General features: G+C 73.9%; 9 protein-coding genes. 3 read left to right on the top strand and 6 right to left on the bottom strand.

The window, feature by feature from the left end; translation table 11 throughout:
• Positions 1–9: 9 nt before the first annotated feature.
• Complete coding sequence (locus tag V4Y03_RS24070; protein WP_332436259.1) at positions 10–1,419, top strand: FAD-dependent monooxygenase; 1,410 nt, start codon at positions 10–12, stop codon at positions 1,417–1,419.
• A 106-nt stretch (positions 1,420–1,525) separates the two neighbouring features.
• Positions 1,526–4,081 (top strand): alpha-glucan family phosphorylase, encoded by a 2,556-nt coding sequence (gene glgP / locus V4Y03_RS24075; RefSeq protein WP_332436260.1) that lies wholly within the window; start codon positions 1,526–1,528, stop codon positions 4,079–4,081.
• Positions 4,082–4,094: 13 nt separating this feature from the next.
• Here glgP and V4Y03_RS24080 read toward each other — a convergent pair whose 3' ends face one another.
• The 4 genes from V4Y03_RS24080 to V4Y03_RS24095 form a co-directional block, all read right to left on the bottom strand.
• Entirely contained in the window at positions 4,095–5,735 is a 1,641-nt protein-coding gene (locus V4Y03_RS24080) for a sensor histidine kinase (RefSeq protein WP_332436261.1), read from the bottom strand.
• A complete protein-coding gene (locus V4Y03_RS24085) occupies positions 5,728–6,384 on the bottom strand; it encodes a response regulator transcription factor (RefSeq protein WP_317876801.1) in 657 nt (218 codons plus the stop codon). The genes V4Y03_RS24080 and V4Y03_RS24085 overlap by 8 nt, the downstream gene beginning before the upstream one ends.
• A 76-nt stretch (positions 6,385–6,460) precedes the next feature.
• Complete coding sequence (locus tag V4Y03_RS24090; protein WP_317876802.1) at positions 6,461–8,485, bottom strand: M4 family metallopeptidase; 2,025 nt, start codon at positions 8,483–8,485, stop codon at positions 6,461–6,463.
• 224 nt (positions 8,486–8,709) lie between these two features.
• Positions 8,710–9,621, bottom strand: coding sequence for a TetR/AcrR family transcriptional regulator C-terminal domain-containing protein (locus tag V4Y03_RS24095; protein ID WP_332436262.1), 912 nt, complete (start codon positions 9,619–9,621; stop codon positions 8,710–8,712).
• Positions 9,622–9,746: 125 nt separating this feature from the next.
• Between V4Y03_RS24095 and V4Y03_RS24100 the strand changes: the two genes are divergently transcribed.
• Positions 9,747–11,249, top strand: coding sequence for an MFS transporter (locus tag V4Y03_RS24100; RefSeq protein WP_332436263.1), 1,503 nt, complete (start codon positions 9,747–9,749; stop codon positions 11,247–11,249).
• A 191-nt stretch (positions 11,250–11,440) separates the two neighbouring features.
• Here the strand turns inward: V4Y03_RS24100 and V4Y03_RS24105 are convergent, their stop codons facing one another.
• Positions 11,441–13,312, bottom strand: coding sequence for an ABC transporter ATP-binding protein (locus V4Y03_RS24105; RefSeq protein WP_332436264.1), 1,872 nt, complete (start codon positions 13,310–13,312; stop codon positions 11,441–11,443).
• Positions 13,309–15,213 (bottom strand): ABC transporter ATP-binding protein, encoded by a 1,905-nt coding sequence (locus V4Y03_RS24110; protein ID WP_332436265.1) that lies wholly within the window; start codon positions 15,211–15,213, stop codon positions 13,309–13,311. Before V4Y03_RS24110 ends, V4Y03_RS24105 begins: the two co-directional genes overlap by 4 nt.
• Positions 15,214–15,308 lie beyond the last annotated feature (95 nt).

Below are 15,308 nucleotides of genomic sequence, written 5' to 3' on the forward strand. Positions count from 1 at the left end.
GCAGTCGAGATGTTCCCGCACACGCCCTCCCCGTCCCCGTACCGCTCCGCCCACGGATACGGCCGGCAGGGACCGCACATCGTGATCGCCGGCGGCGGCATCGCCGGCCTCACCACCGCCCTCGCCCTGCACGCCGCCGGGTTCGAACGGGTCACCGTCGTCGAGGCCGCGCCCGCGATCCGCCCGGTCGGCGCCGGACTCAACCTGATGCCGAACGCGGTCCGCGAACTCGACGCCCTCGGCCTGCTCGACGCCCTCGAAGCGGGCGCCCTGCGCACCCGCGAGCTGCGCTACTACCACCGCTCGGGCGGGCTGATATCCCGCGAGCCGCGCGGGCTCGGCGCCGGCTACCGCTGGCCGCAGCTGTCGGTCCACCGCGGCCACCTCCAGCAGGTCCTCGCCGGTGCGGTACGGGCCAGGCTCGGGCAGGCCGCCCTGGTCACCGGGGTCCGGGTGTGCGGTGTGGACCCGCTGCCGGGCGGGCGGCCCCGGCTGCGCCTGGAGCACCGGGCGGGGTCCGTGCACGGCCGGGCCTCCCTCGAAGCGGACGTCCTCGTCGGCGCGGACGGCATCCGCTCGGCGGTACGGGCCGCGCTACACCCGGCGGAGGGCGCCCCGCCGTGGAACGGGACGCTGATCTGGCGGGGGGTGTCCCGGGTGCCGGCGCGGACGGTCGGCCCGGCCATGTTCATCGCGGGCGACGACCGGCAGAAGGCCGTCGTGTACCCGATGAGCCGGCCGACGGGACCCGGCGGGGAGGTCCTGGTGAACTGGGCGCTCGCCCGCCCCGCGGCCGGCACCGGCACGGCGGCGGACCCGCGCGGAGCCGGAGACCCGGACGCGGCCGGGGCGGCCGAGGGCGACGAACGGCTGCTCGGCGACTGGAACCGGCCCGTCCCCGTCGAGGCCTTCCTGCCGTTCTACGAGGGCTGGGAGTTCGACGGCGTCAGCGTCCCCGCCCTGCTGCGCGCCGCCGACTCCGCCCATGTGTACCCGATGGTCGACCGCGAACCCCTGGACCGCTGGACCCACGGCCGCACCACCCTCGTCGGCGACGCCGCCCACGCCATGTACCCCATCGGCTCCAACGGCGCGACCCAGTCCATCGTCGACGCCCGCGCCCTCGCCCACGCGCTCGCCCTGCACCCCGCCGACCCCGCCGAGGGCCTCGCCGCGTACGAACGCGCCCGCCGCCCCGTCACCACCGCCCTCCAGCGGGCCAACCGCGAGTTCGGCCCCGAGGTCGTCATCAACCTCGCCCACGCCCGCGCCCCGCACGGCTTCACCGACATCCACGAGGTCATCCCCGCCGAGGAACTCGCCGCCATCGCCTGCCGGTACGCCGCCACCGGCGCCTTCGACCCGACCACCGTCAACCAGGGCTCCCCGTACGAGGTGCCCCTCCCCGCCATCGGCTGAGGCGCCCCGGCCCGCCGGCGCGCCACCCCGGCAGTCGGAGCGGCACGCCGGACGCACAGCGTGGTGCGCCCGCTCCGCTCCGTACTCGCCTGCGAAGGTGGACGACGTGAAGGCAATCCGTCGATTCACCGTGCGTCCCGTCCTCCCCGACACCCTCCGACCCCTCGCCGACCTCGCGCACAACCTGCGCTGGTCCTGGCACCAGCCCACCCGGGCGCTCTTCGACTCCCTCGCCCCCGAGGGGCCGGCCGGAGCCGACCCCGTCCGGGTCCTCGGCGCCCTCGAAGCCCCCCGGCTCGCCGCGCTCGCCGCCGACCAGGAGTTCCTGACCCGGCTGCGGGCCGCAGCCGAGGACCTCGACACCTATCTGCACGCCCCCCGCTGGTACCAGGACCGGTCCGGCGACGCGCCCGCCGCCGTCGCCTACTTCTCGCCCGAGTTCGGTGTCGCCGCCGCCCTGCCCCAGTACTCCGGCGGCCTCGGCATCCTCGCCGGCGACCACCTCAAGGCCGCCAGCGACCTCGGCGTCCCGCTGATCGGCGTCGGCCTGCTCTACCGGCACGGCTACTTCCGCCAGTCCCTCGGCCGCGACGGCTGGCAGCAGGAGCAGTACCCCGTCCTCGATCCCGGCGAGCTGCCCGTCGCCCTGCTCCGCGAGGCCGACGGCGCCCCCGCCCGGATCACCCTGGCGCTGCCCGGCGGGCGGAGCCTCCACGCCCATCTGTGGATCGCCCGGGTCGGCCGGGTGCCCCTCCTGATGCTCGACTCCGACGTCGAGGAGAACGCCCCCGGCGAACGCGGCGTCACCGACCGGCTGTACGGCGGCGGCAGCGAGCACCGGCTGCTCCAGGAGATGCTGCTCGGCATCGGCGGCGTCCGCGCCGTCCGCACGTACTGCCGTCTCACAGGCACTCCCGCCCCCGAGGTCTTCCACACCAACGAGGGCCACGCCGGCTTCCTCGGCCTCGAACGCATCCGCGAACTCCAGGGCGAGGGCCTCGACTTCGACGGAGCCCTGGAGACCGTCCGGGCCGGCACCGTCTTCACCACCCACACCCCCGTCGCGGCCGGCATCGACCGCTTCGACCGGAGCCTCGTCGCCCGCCACCTCGGCGAGGACGGCGCCCTCCCCGGCGTCGACACCGGACGGGTCCTCGCCCTCGGCGAAGAGACCCCCCTCGGCGGCGAGCCCGGCGTCTTCAACATGGCCGCCATGGGCCTGCGCCTCGCCCAGCGCGCCAACGGCGTCTCCACCCTCCACGGCGCCGTCAGCCGGTCCATGTTCGCCGGGCTCTGGCCGGGCTTCGACGCCGACGAGGTGCCGATCACCTCCATCACCAACGGCGTCCACGCCCCCACCTGGGCCGCCCCCGAGGTCGGCGAACTCGGACCCGACCCCGCCGACCGGGAGCTGTGGGCCCTGCGCCGCACCCTCCGCGAACGGCTCGTGACCGATGTACGGGAGAGGCTGCGGGCCTCCTGGCGGCAGCGCGGGGCCGCAGCCGCCGAACTCGGCTGGACCGACTCCGTCCTCGACCCCGACGTGCTCACCATCGGCTTCGCCCGCCGGGTCCCCTCGTACAAGCGGCTCACCCTGATGCTCCGCGACAAGGACCGGCTGCGGACCCTCCTCCTCCACCCCGAGCGGCCCGTGCAGCTCGTCGTCGCGGGCAAGGCCCACCCCGCCGACGACGGCGGGAAGCGGCTCGTGCAGGAACTCGTCCGGTTCGCCGACGACCCCCGGGTCCGGCACCGGATCGTCTTCCTGCCCGACTACGGCATGGAGATGGCCCGCGGCCTCTACCCCGGCTGCGACGTCTGGCTCAACAACCCGCTGCGCCCCCTGGAGGCCTGCGGCACCAGCGGCATGAAGGCCGCCCTCAACGGCTGCCTCAACCTCTCCGTCCTCGACGGCTGGTGGGACGAGTGGTTCGAGCCCGACTTCGGCTGGGCGATCCCCACCGCCGACGGGGCCGCCGCCGCCGACGAGGACCGGCGCGACGACCTGGAGGCCGCCGCGCTGTACGAGCTGATCGAGCGCCGGGTCGCCCCCCGCTTCTACGACCGGGGCGCCGACGGCGTCCCGGCCGGCTGGACGGCCATGGTCCGGCGCACCCTCACCGACCTCGGCCCGAAGGTGCTCGCCGACCGGATGGTCCGCGAGTACGTCGAGCGGCTGTACGTGCCCGCCGCCGGCGCCCGGCGGGCCCTCACCCCGGAGCGGGCGCGCGACCTCGCCGCCTGGAAGGCCCGGGTCAGGGACGCCTGGCCCAAGGTGACCGTCGACCACGTCGAGGTCGGCGACGGGCTCGCCGACGACCTGGCCGACGCGGATCTCGGGGCGACCCCGATCGTCCGGGTCCGGGTGGCCCTCGGCGGGCTCGGCCCCGAGGACGTCGAGGTGCAGGCCGTCACCGGCCGGGTCGACGCCGACGACACCCTCGCCGACAGCCGTGCCGTCCCGCTGAAGCCGGCGGGCGGCCCGGACCTGGAGGGCCGTCAGCCGTACGCGGGAACCCTGGAACTCGACCGCACCGGCACCTTCGGCTGCACGGTCCGGGTCCGCCCCGCCCATCCGCTCCTCGCCCACCCGGCGGAACTGGGCCTGATGGCACTGCCGGAGGAGACGACGGGGGCGGGGGCGGGGGTGCTGCTGCGGTAGCCGCCGGCGGCGGTCACGGCACCTCGGCCTTGTCGGCGAGGTGCCCGTCGACGAAGCACAGCCGGTACACCGGGATCGCCGCGAGCATCGAGGCCCGGTAGTACCGGCACTCGTGCATGCCGGCCGGTTCGGGCGGCACCCCGTGCGGGGGATGTCCGAGCGGGTGGTCGGGCAGGTCGTCGGAGGCCTCGGAGATCTGCGCCAGGCTCATCCCGACCCGCAGCTTCGCGTAGTCCTCCGGCTCCAGATACGACTGGTACTGCGTCCACAGCGCCACCCCGGCCATCAGCAGGCCCAGCGCGGCGAGCAGCGCGAGCGGGATCCAGATCGCCCGCGCGAGGCCCTTGCGCACCTCGCGGCGGGCCCGGTCCAGCTCCCGGGCCGAGGTGGGCGCGGTGGGCAGCGGGGCGGGGGGCTTCCTGGGCAGCTCCGCCTCCAGGGCGAAGCCGCCGTCCGGGGTGGCCCGGTGGGTGAGCGTGCCGCCGGCAAGCCGGACCCGCTCGCCGAGACCGACGAGCCCGGTGCCGCCGGAATCGGAGTCGGGGCCGGGTCCGGAACCGGGTTCGGGGCGGTGGCCGGAGATCCGCTCCTGCCCGTCGGGCCCGGCGCCCGTACCCGTACCGGCAGCCGCGCCCGTGTCCGTACCCCCGCCGCCCTGTTCCCTGCCGGGCCCGCTGACCACCCTGACCCGGACGTACGTCGGATTCGGGGTGACGGTGACCGTGACGGCCGCGCCCGGCGCGTGCTTGGCCGCGTTGGTCAGGCCCTCCTGCACGATCCGGTGCAGCGCGAGCCCCGACATCCCCGGCAGGGTGGGGACCGGGGTCGTGGCGAGGGTGACCGCCAGGCCCGAGGCGCGGGCGCGGGCGGCCAGCTCCTCCACCGTCTCGCCGGGCGGGGTGGTGGGCGCCCCCGCGTCCTCCTCGCGGAGCACGCCGATGATGTCCCGCAGCCGGGCCGTGGCGTCCGCCGCCGCCCCGCGCAGCTCGCCCGCCGCCCGCTGCTGGGCGGGTCCGAGCTCCGGCGAGACCTCCAGGGCACCCGCCCGGATCGCGATCAGGGCCAGGTCGTGGCCGAGGGAGTCGTGCATGTCGCCCGCGATCCGGGACCGCTCGCGCAGCCGCTCCCGGTCGGCGACGGCGGCCTGCTCCCGTTCCATCCGGTCCGCCAGCTCCCAGCCGCTCCGGACGAGGCGGTCGTACTGCCGCACGTACCGGCCGATCAGCCAGGGCGCCACGACGGCCAGCGCGAGGGCGAGCAGCAGGGTGAACCACTGCCCCAGCGAGGTGTGGGTGAGGCGGGTCAGGAGGAGACCGACGGCCGCGACCGCGCCGAACAGCCACAGCGCCGCCCGGGTGTGCTCCTGCCGCCGTCCCGCGAGGTAGCCGAAGGCGATCAGGGCCAGGCTGTACGAGGGGGTGAACAGCTCAAGGGAGGCCGGCAGGCTCGCCGCGACCGTGACGCCGAGTGCGAGCAGTGGCCATCTGCGGCTCACCGCGACACAGCCGGCGAGGACCACGACGCCGATGGCGACCAGGGGCCAGCTGCCGCCGTCGTTCGGGTCGGACTTCAGCAGCACCGGCACGCACAGCAGCAGCCACAGGACCAGGTCGAAGAGGCGTTCCCGGGCGGCCCCGCGGCGCGGCTCAGGCATCGGGGACCAGCCCCGCCTCGTACGCGAGGACCGCGAGCTGCACCCGGTTGCGCAGGCCGAGCCGGCCGAGGACGGCGCTCACGTGCGCCTTGACGGTGCCCTCGACGACGTACAGCCGTTCGGCGATCTCCTGGTTGGAGAGGCCCGCGCCGAGGAGGGCCACGACCTCCCGCTCCCGGCCGGTGAGCGGCTCCAGGCGGGTCCGTGCCTCGGCCGCGCGGGTGAACCGCTCGCCGCCGAGGGTGTCGATGACCCGGCGGGCGACGGTGGGGGAGAGGGCGGCGCCGCCCCCGGCGACGGCCCGGACCCCGGCGATCAGCTCGCGCGGGTCCCCGGACTTGAGCAGGAAGCCGCTGACGCCGCAGCCGAGGGCGCGGGCGATGAAGGCGTCCTCGGAGAAGGTGGTGAGCATGACGACGGCCGCGTCCGGCAGGACCCCGCGCAGTTCCTCGGCGGCGCCGAGTCCGTCGAGCCGGGGCATCCGGATGTCGAGGAGGACGACGTCGGGCCGGTGCTCGCGGGCGAGCTCGACGGCCTCGTGGCCGTCGCCGGCCTCGGCGACCACCTCGATCCCCGGGTCGGAGGCGAGGATGGCCCGCACCCCGGCTCTGATCATCGTCTCGTCGTCGGCCAGCAGCACCCTGATCATGCGGTCCAGGGTATGCAGACGCGCGGGCGCCCGGAGGGAAGCTTCCCTCCGGGCGCCCGCTCCCGTGCCGTGAGGCTTACGGGAAGGTCAGCTTGAAGCTGTTGATGTAGCCGGTGTCCGACCCGGCCTTGTCCTGGACGCGGAGCTTCCAGGCACCGTTGGCGACCTCGGAGGAGGCGTTCACGGTGTAGGTCTGCTGGATGTTGTCCGCGCTGCTGCCGGTCCGGTTGTGCAGGTTGTAGACCGAGCCGTCGGGGGCGATCAGGTCGACGACGAGGTCACCGATCCAGGTGTGGACGATGTCCACGCCGACGGAGAGGTTGCTCGGCGCGTTGCCGGTGATGCCGGTGACGTTGACCGTCGAGGTGACCGCGGCGCCGGCGTCCGGGATGGCGACGTCGGCCGTGTTCTCGAAGGAGGTGCCGGTGGGCGGGGTGCCGCCACCGGAGCGCGGACCCACGTTGATGGCGGCGAAGGAGTCCTCCACGGCCTTGACCTCGGGGCTGCCGGCGCCGTACAGCTCGGTGGCCGCCGCGACGGCACCCGTGCGGGCGCCGGCGTAGTTGGTCGAGGAGCCGAACTTGGTGGTGAGCGCCTTGAACCAGATCAGCCGGGCCTTGTCGATGCCGATGCCGGTGACCGGCAGGCCGTCGGAGGTCGGCGAGTCGTAGTTCACGCCGTTGACGGTCTTGGCGCCGCTGCCCTCGGAGAGCAGGTAGAAGAAGTGGTTCGCCGGGCCCGAGGAGTAGTGGACGTCGATCGAACCGATGCCCGAGTACCAGGCGTCCTTGGACGAGCCGTCCTTGCTCGGCTTGTCCATGTAGCGCAGCGGGGTGCCGTTGCCGCGGATGTCGATCTTCTCGCCGACGAGGTAGTCGCCCGGGTCGCTGGCGTTGTTGGCGTAGAACTCGACCGCCGCCGCGAAGATGTCCGAGGTGGCCTCGTTGAGGCCGCCGGACTCGCCGCTGTAGACCAGGCCGGCCGTGTTGGAGGTGACGCCGTGCGTCATCTCGTGCGCGGCCACGTCGATGGACGTGAGCGGCTTGGCGTTGTTCGTGCCGTCGCCGTAGGTCATGCAGAAGCAGGAGTCGGACCAGAACGCGTTCACGTAGGCGTTGCCGTAGTGGACGCGGGAGTACGCGCCGACGCCGTCACCCTTGATGCCGGTGCGGCCGTGCACGTTCTTGTAGTAGTCCCACGTGAGCGCGGCGCCGTAGTGCGCGTCGGCGCCCGCGGTGGCCCGGTTGGACGTGGTGCCGTTGCCCCACGTGTCCGTGGTGTTGGTGAACAGCGTCCCGGTGCCCGACGTACCGCCGTTGAGGTCGTACGTCTTGTGGTTGCCGCGGGTGGTGTCGGTCAGCGAGTAGGAGGGCGCGGTGCCGAGGGTCACCTGGCCGCTGTACTGCGTGTTGCCGACGCCGGTCTCGATGGCCTGCCACTCGTAGAGCTTCGCGCCGGACTTCGCGTCCGTCACGACGTGCAGCTCGTTCGGGGTGCCGTCGTGCTGGAGGCCGCCGACGACGGTCTCGTACGCGAGGACGGGCGCGCCCTGGGCCATCCACACGACCTTGCGCGGGGCGCGGTCGGCGGCGGCCTTCTTCGAGCCCTCCGCGGCGGCGAGGCCGACGGCCTGCTTCTCGGCGGCGGCCGGGGCGAGGGTGGCGGCGAGGTCGACGCCCGCGAGCGTGGCGCGGTTGGACTTGATGACCCCGGCGGGGGCACCGGCCTTGGTCTCGGCGACGATCAGGTCACCGCCGAGGACGGGGAGTCCGGCGTAGGTGCGCTCGTAGCGCGTGTGGGTGGTGCCGTCGCGGTCCTGGACGACGTCGCGGACGACCAGCTTCTCCTGGGCGCCGAGGCCGAGGGACTTGGCCGTGGCGGCCTTGTCCGCGTCCGCCGCCTTGATGAGCGCGGCGCGCTCGTTGGGGGAGAGGTCGGCCGGCAGCTTGCCGGGGTTGGGCTTGCCCGCGGACAGCGCCGACGGGGCCGCCGCGAAGGGGTCGGCCGAGGCGGTACCGGCCTGCACACCGATGGTGAGCATGGCGGCGGCAGCGATCAGGGCGCCGGTCGCGGTGGCACGACGGCTGGGCGTGGATCTCACGCAGACTCCTTATGCGAGGGGGGTACCGGCGGACTTGGGTGAGCCCGTCCGGGCGGAGCAAGGAGAGCTGTGGAGCAAGTACTTGTGACGCGTTACTCGTTCGGGTGAAGCGGTGAACGGTGGTGCGAAGGACCGGGGAGAGACTGACAGGAATGACGGGGACCTGTCAGGACCGCGTCAACAAGTTGGCCGGAAATCGTCCGGTGCCCGACGGGCCGTGTTCGTTAACCGGACGTTTCGTCGATCATGGCCGCGATGCCGTCCAGCGTTCGCCCGAGCCCGAATTCGAAGAGAGTCCGCAGATCGAGACCGAACCCGCCGTCACGGGTGACGGAGGCCAACTCGGGGTACGAGCGCGCCGATTGGATCGCGTCGAACCGTGGCTCGTTCTGTTCCATCCACTCGCCGTCGGAGATGCCCGAATCCTGACGCGCCTGCTCCTCCAGGTCGTCCGCCATCGACAGCCCCTGCACATAGGCGAAGATCACCAGATGGGTGTGCAGCTTCTGCGTCGCCGTCAGCGGAGTGCCCCGCAGCGCCCGCAGCACCCACTCCGTGTACGCCATCGCATTCGGCGTCGCCACCGGCCGCGTGAACGAGGCCATCGCGTGCGCCAGCCACGGATGCCGCGCGTACACCCCGCGCAGCCAGCGCGCCCCCTGCTCCAGACCGGTCCGCCAGTCCGCCGGCACCGGACCCAACGGCACCTCGCCGCACGCCGCGTCCGTCATCAGCCGCACCAGCTCCGGCTTGCCCGGCACATGGCGGTACAGACTCATCGTGGACACCCCGAGCACGGTCGCCACCCGGCGCATCGTCAGCGCGTGCAGGCCCTCCGTGTCCGCCAGCAGGAGCGCCGCCGCGACCACCCGCTCCCGCGACAGCGGAGCCGCCTCCGGCGCCGCCCCCGCCTTCGCCCCCGAGGCCGTCACCACCGTGCCCACCCCCGGCTCCGGGCGGACAAGACCCTCCTGGCGCAGCACCGCGAGCGCCTTCGTCGCCGTGGCCATCGCCACCCCCCACTCACGGGTGATCGCCCGCGTGGACGGCACCCGGTCCCCGGGCGACAGCTCCCCCGTGTGGACGCGACGGCGGAGTTCGGCGGCGATCTCCAGATAGGGCGGCTCGGTCGTCATGGCGGGGAGTGTACTAGTGCACCAAGGCTGCTGTACGCGGCTCTGAGCTGCGGCTTCCCGGCGGGCGAGCACGGTGCACTAGGGCAGGAGTGGCGTCGTACACACCGCGCTGCTTCTCTCCTCGCATGACACTCCTCGCACCCCCCGATTCCGAGCCCCGCCCCGCCCTCGCGGGCCGCCGCGAATGGACCGCCCTCGGCGTCCTCATGCTGCCGCTGCTGCTCGTCTCCATGGACGTCTCCATCCTCTACTTCGCCATCCCCTCCATCAGCGCCGACCTACGGCCCGGAGCCACCCAGCAGCTCTGGATCCTCGACACCTACGGCTTCGTCCTCGCCGGCCTCCTCGTCACCATGGGCGCCCTCGGCGACCGCGTCGGACGCCGCAGGATGCTGCTCGGCGGGGCCGCGCTGTTCGGCGTCGCCTCCGTCGCCGCCGCCTACGCCCACACCCCCGGCGCGCTCATCGGCGCCCGCGCCCTGCTCGGCGTCGCCGGAGCCTGCCTCATGCCCGCCACCCTCGCCCTCATCCGGGTGCTGTTCCCGGACCCCGCGCAGCGCGCCAAGGCCGTCACCCTGTGGACCTCCGTCATGGCGAGCGGCATCTCCCTCGGCCCCGTCGTCAGCGGCGCGCTCGTCGAGCACTTCTGGTGGGGGTCCGTCTTCCTGATCAACCTGCCCGCCATGGCCCTGCTCCTGGTCCTCGGACCCCTGCTGCTCCCCGAGTCCAAGGGCGCCGCCGCCACCGGCCGGTTCGACCTGCTCAGCGCGGCCCTCTCGCTCGCGAGCCTGCTGACGCTCGTCGGCGGCATCAAGGAACTCGCCAAGAACGGCTGGGCCCCCCTGCCCGCGCTCGCCGTGCTCCTCGGCCTCCTCCTCGCCGGCGTCTTCCTGCGCCGGCAGACCCGGCTCGCCCACCCCATGATCGACCTCGGCCTCCTGCGGAACCGGGCCTACGGCGGCTCCGTGCTCGTCAACCTGCTCGCCATGGCGGCGACGGTCGGCTTCGCCGTCTTCCTCACCCAGTACCTGCAGTCCGTCCTCGGCCAGAGCCCGTTCGAGGCGGCGCTGTGGAGCCTCGTGCCCACCGGAGGCGTCCTCGTCGCCGCGCCGGCCGCCGCCGGGCTCGCCGGCAAGATCGACCGCGCGTACGTCATGGCCGGCGGGTTCCTCCTCTCGGCCGCCGGCTTCGCCTGGCTCGGCGCCGTCGACCGGGCCACCCCGCTCTGGGTGGTGCTCGTCGGCAGCGCCGTCTACGCGGGCGGCCTGGTCTCCGCGATGACCCTCGCCAACGAACTCGCCCTCGGCGCCGCCCCGCCCGAGCGCGCCGGAGCGGCCGCCGCCGTCCTCGAATCGGGCCAGGAACTCGGCGGGGCGCTCGGCATGGCCGTCCTCGGCGCGGTCGGCGCGGCCGTCTACACCTCCGCGATGCCGGCCTCGGCCCCGGCGGCGGCCAGGGAGACGCTGGGCGGTGCGCTGGACTCCTCGGGAGCGGTGCTCGACGCGGCGCGGGAGGCGTTCGTGTCGGCGATGAGCGGGGCGGCGGTGGGGGCGGCGGCCCTGATGGCGACGGCGGCGGTGCTTTCGCTGGTTCTGTTGCGGACCCGGCCCGGCCACGAGGCCCGGTGACCCCGCTCCACGGGCCACGGAACCGACGGCGGCAGTGGGGGTCGTGTTCGGGACGTGAAGCGTGATTTGTGGCGCATGAGAAACGCCCACGACGGCAGGACGTCCCATGCGCCGCAAATCATGCAGTCCCGAACACGACCCCCGGAACAGCCCCCACGGCACCCCCACGGGTCTGAGCGCCCCTGGGACGCTCAGCCGGCCAGGCTCTCCCGCCAAGCCCGGTGCAGCCCCGCGTAGTGCCCCTCCCCGGTGACCAGTTCCGAAGGCGGGCCGTCCTCGATGATGCGGCCCGACTCCATCACCAGGACCCGGTCCGCCACCTCGACCGTGGACAGCCGGTGGGCGATCACCACGGCCGTACGGCCCGCCAGGACCGTGTCCATCGCCCGCTGCACCGCCCGCTCGCCCGGCACGTCCAGGGAGCTGGTCGCCTCGTCCAGGATCAGCACCGCCGGGTCCGCGAGCAGGGCCCGCGCGAAGGCGACCAACTGGCGCTGGCCCGCCGAGATCCGGCCGCCCCGCTTGCGTACGTCCGTGTCGTAGCCGTCCGGTAGGCCCGCGATGAACTCGTGCGCCCCGATCGCCCGCGCCGCCTCCTCGATCTGCGCCCGGCTCGCGTCCGGCCGGCCGATCGCGATGTTCTCGGCGACCGTCCCCGAGAAGAGGAACGCCTCCTGCGTCACCATGACGACACCCCGGCGCAGTTCCGGGGTGGCGAGGTCGCGCAGGTCCACCCCGTCCAGCCGCACCGCGCCCTCCGTGGGGTCGTAGAAGCGGGCCAGGAGCTTCGCGAGCGTCGACTTGCCCGCGCCCGTCGCCCCCACCACGGCGACCGTCTGGCCCGCCGGGACCGTCAGGTCGAAGCGGGGCAGGACCTCGCCGCCCGTGCGGTAGGCGAACCGCACGCCGTCGAAGACGACCTCGCGGCCCGGGGAGCCCGGGCGGGCGGGGAGCTCCCGGGGCGCCGCCGTCTCCGGCACCCCCGGCTCCTGCGCCAGCAGCCCCGCGATCTTCGCGAGGGACGCGGCGGCCGACTCGTAGGAGTTGAGGAACATGCCGAGCCGGTCGATCGGGTCGTACAGCCGCCGCATGTACAGGACCGCCGCCGCGAGGACGCCCAGCTCCAGGGAGCCCGAGGCGACCCGGTAGGCGCCCCACAGACACATCCCGGCGACCGCCGTGTTCGCGACGAGCCGCGAGCCGGTGACGTAACGGGCCATCTCCAGGCTCGAGTCGCCGTTGCTGCGCTCGTGCCGGTGGTTGAGCACCGCGAACTCGGCGTCGTTGACCGGCTCGCGGCGGAACGCGCGGACCGGGCGGATGCCGTTCATGGTCTCCGCGAACTTCACGATCACGCCCGCGATGGCCGTGGAACGCTCGGCGAACACCCGGCTCGCGCGCCGCCGGTACAGGCTCACCAGGAAGTACAGCGGCAGGAAGGACGCCACGGCCACCGCCCCGATCCCCAGGTCCAGCCAGAGCAGCACCAGGGAGATCGACACGAAGGACAGGACGACACCGATCAGCTCCTGGAGGCCCTCCGAGAGCAGTTCGCGCAGCGACTCGACGTCCGTGGTCGAGCGGGAGATCAGCCGCCCCGAGGTGTAGCGCTCGTGGAAGTCGACGCTCAGGATCTGGGCGTGGCGGAAGATCCGGCCGCGCAGGTCGAGCAGGACGTCCTGGTTGACGCGGGCGGCCCCGCGGACGAAGACGTACTGGAGGAGGCCGGACAGGACCGCGCAGAGCAGATAGCCGAGCGCCACCGCGACGACCGGCCCGTGGTCGCCCGCCCGGAACGCCGGGACGCCCCTGTCGATGGCGTACGCCACGAGGAGCGGACCCGCCTGTACGGCCGCCTCCTTGACGAGCAGGACGAGGGCGGCGAGCGCGACCCGGACGCGGTGCGTGGCCAGGAGGGAGCGGAGCAGCGCGCCCGTCGCCCCGGGCGGGGACGGCAGGTCGTCGCGGTCGAAGGGGTCGCCGGCCGCCGGAGGCGCGGCCGGGGCGGCCTGCGGCTCGGCGGACGCGGTGTCCGTGATCTCGGTGAGTGTGCCGTCGGTCATCGGTTCCCGTTCTCCCCGGCCTTGCCCTCGCCGGACATCAGCCAGGCGTACTCCTCGCTGGTCCGCAGCAGTTCCTGATGGGTGCCCACGGCCGCGATCCGGCCCCGGGACAGCAGCGCGACCCGGTCCGCCAGCATCACGGTGGACGGGCGGTGCGCCACGACCAGCGCGGTCGTCTCCCGCAGGACGTCGCGCAGGGCCGCCTCGACCCGCGCCTCGGTGTGGACGTCGAGCGCGGAGAGCGGGTCGTCCAGGACGAGGAAGCGGGGGCGGCCGACGACCGCCCGCGCCAGCGCGAGCCGCTGCCGCTGGCCGCCGGACAGGCTCAGCCCCTGCTCGCCGACCTGGGTCGCGGTGCCCTCGGGCAGCCGGTCGACGAAGCCGTCCGCCTGCGCGACCCCGAGGGCGCGCCGCAGTTCCGGCTCGCCCGCCGAACCGCCGGCGCCCATCAGGACGTTCTCCCCGACGCTCGCGGAGAACAGGGTGGGTTCCTCGAAGGCCATCGACACCAGGGACCGCAGCCGCTCCCGGCCCATCAGGGCGATGTCCTCGCCGTCCAGCAGGATGCGGCCGTCGGAGGCCTCGTGCAGCCTCGTGACGAGGGCGGTGAGCGTGGTCTTGCCGGAGCCGGTGCCGCCGACCAGGGCGAGGGTCTCGCCGGGGCGGATGTGGAGGTCGACGCCGTCCAGGACGGGCGGGGAGCCCTCCGGGGCGTCCGGGTAGCGGAACGACACGCCTTCGAACCGCACGCCACCGGGTACGAGGTCGGGCGCCGGGTCCGTGGCCGCCTTCGGGTCCGCCGGGTCCGTGGCCGCCTTCGGGTCCGGGCCCGGAACCGCGTCCGGTTCCTCCTCGGCGTCCATCACCTCGAAGTAGCGTTCCGTCGCGGTCGCCGCCTCCTGGCTCATCGCCAGCAGGAAGCCGATCGACTCCACCGGCCAGCGCAGCGCCAGCGCCGTCGACAGGAACGCGACGAGCGTGCCCGCCGACAGGTCCCCGTCCGCGACCTGCACCGTGCCGAGGACGAGCGCCGCCCCGATGGCCAGTTCCGGTACGAAGGTGATGACCGCCCAGATCATCGCGAGCAGCCGGGCCTTGGCCAGTTCCGTACCGCGCAGCCGGCCGGACAGCTCGCGGAAGGCGGTGGCCTGGCTGCGGTGCCGGCCGAAGCCCTTGACGATCCGGATGCCGAGGACGCTCTCCTCGACGACCGTCGTCAGGTCGCCCACCTGGTCCTGGGCGCGCCGCGCGACCACCCCGTACCGCCCCTCGAAGACCGAGCAGACGATCACGAGCGGGACGACCGGAGTCAGCAGCACCAGGCCGAGCGACCAGTCCTGGGCGAGCAGCAGGACACAACCCGCGAGGATCGTCACGCCATTGACCAGGAGGAACGTCAGCGGGAAGGCCAGGAACATCCGGACCAGCATCAGATCGGTCGTGCCGCGCGACAGCAGCTGCCCCGAGGCCCAGCGGTCGTGGAAGGCGATCGGCAGCCGCTGGAGCCTGCCGTACAGCTCGGACCGCATCCGCGCCTCGACCCAGGACAGCGGACGGGCCACCAGCCAGCGCCGGAAGCCGAAGAGCACCGCCTCGGTGATGCCGAGCAGCAGCAGGTACAGCGCCCCCAGCCACACCCCGCCCGGGTCGCGTTCCGCGACCGGCCCGTCGACCAGCCACTTCAGGACCAGCGGGATGACGAGCGACAGACAGGAGGCGACGATCGCGACGAACGCGGCGGCCAACAGCCGCGCCCGTACGGGCCGTACGTACGGCCAGAGACGGAGCAGGACACGGACCGTGGACCGGCCGGCGCCGTCGTCGGTATCAGCGGCGGTACCGGTGGCGGCGGGTCCGGCCTCGGGACCGGGGGACTCTGGGGCGACAGGTTTCTCGGGCATCAGGTCCGACCATACGGTTCACCACTGACACGCCTCATCCGGTTTTCCGGCCGCCCTTCCCCGACCGGCTCCCGGATTGGTCTTGACCAGGCAAA

This window comes from Streptomyces sp. P9-A4, assembly GCF_036634195.1.
Taxonomy (GTDB): Bacteria; Actinomycetota; Actinomycetes; order Streptomycetales; family Streptomycetaceae; genus Streptomyces.

Excerpts from the sequence above, each read along its gene's own strand:
- V4Y03_RS24105 (WP_332436264.1), bottom strand. The coding sequence starts at position 13,312 with ATGACCGACGGCACACTCACCGAGATCACGGACACCGCGTCCGCCGAG.
- V4Y03_RS24100 (WP_332436263.1), top strand. The coding sequence starts at position 9,747 with ATGACACTCCTCGCACCCCCCGATTCCGAGCCCCGCCCCGCCCTCGCG.
- V4Y03_RS24095 (WP_332436262.1), bottom strand. The coding sequence starts at position 9,621 with ATGACGACCGAGCCGCCCTATCTGGAGATCGCCGCCGAACTCCGCCGT.
- V4Y03_RS24110 (WP_332436265.1), bottom strand. The coding sequence starts at position 15,213 with ATGCCCGAGAAACCTGTCGCCCCAGAGTCCCCCGGTCCCGAGGCCGGA.
- V4Y03_RS24085 (WP_317876801.1), bottom strand. The coding sequence starts at position 6,384 with ATGATCAGGGTGCTGCTGGCCGACGACGAGACGATGATCAGAGCCGGG.
- V4Y03_RS24070 (WP_332436259.1), top strand. The coding sequence starts at position 10 with ATGTTCCCGCACACGCCCTCCCCGTCCCCGTACCGCTCCGCCCACGGA.
- V4Y03_RS24080 (WP_332436261.1), bottom strand. The coding sequence starts at position 5,735 with ATGCCTGAGCCGCGCCGCGGGGCCGCCCGGGAACGCCTCTTCGACCTG.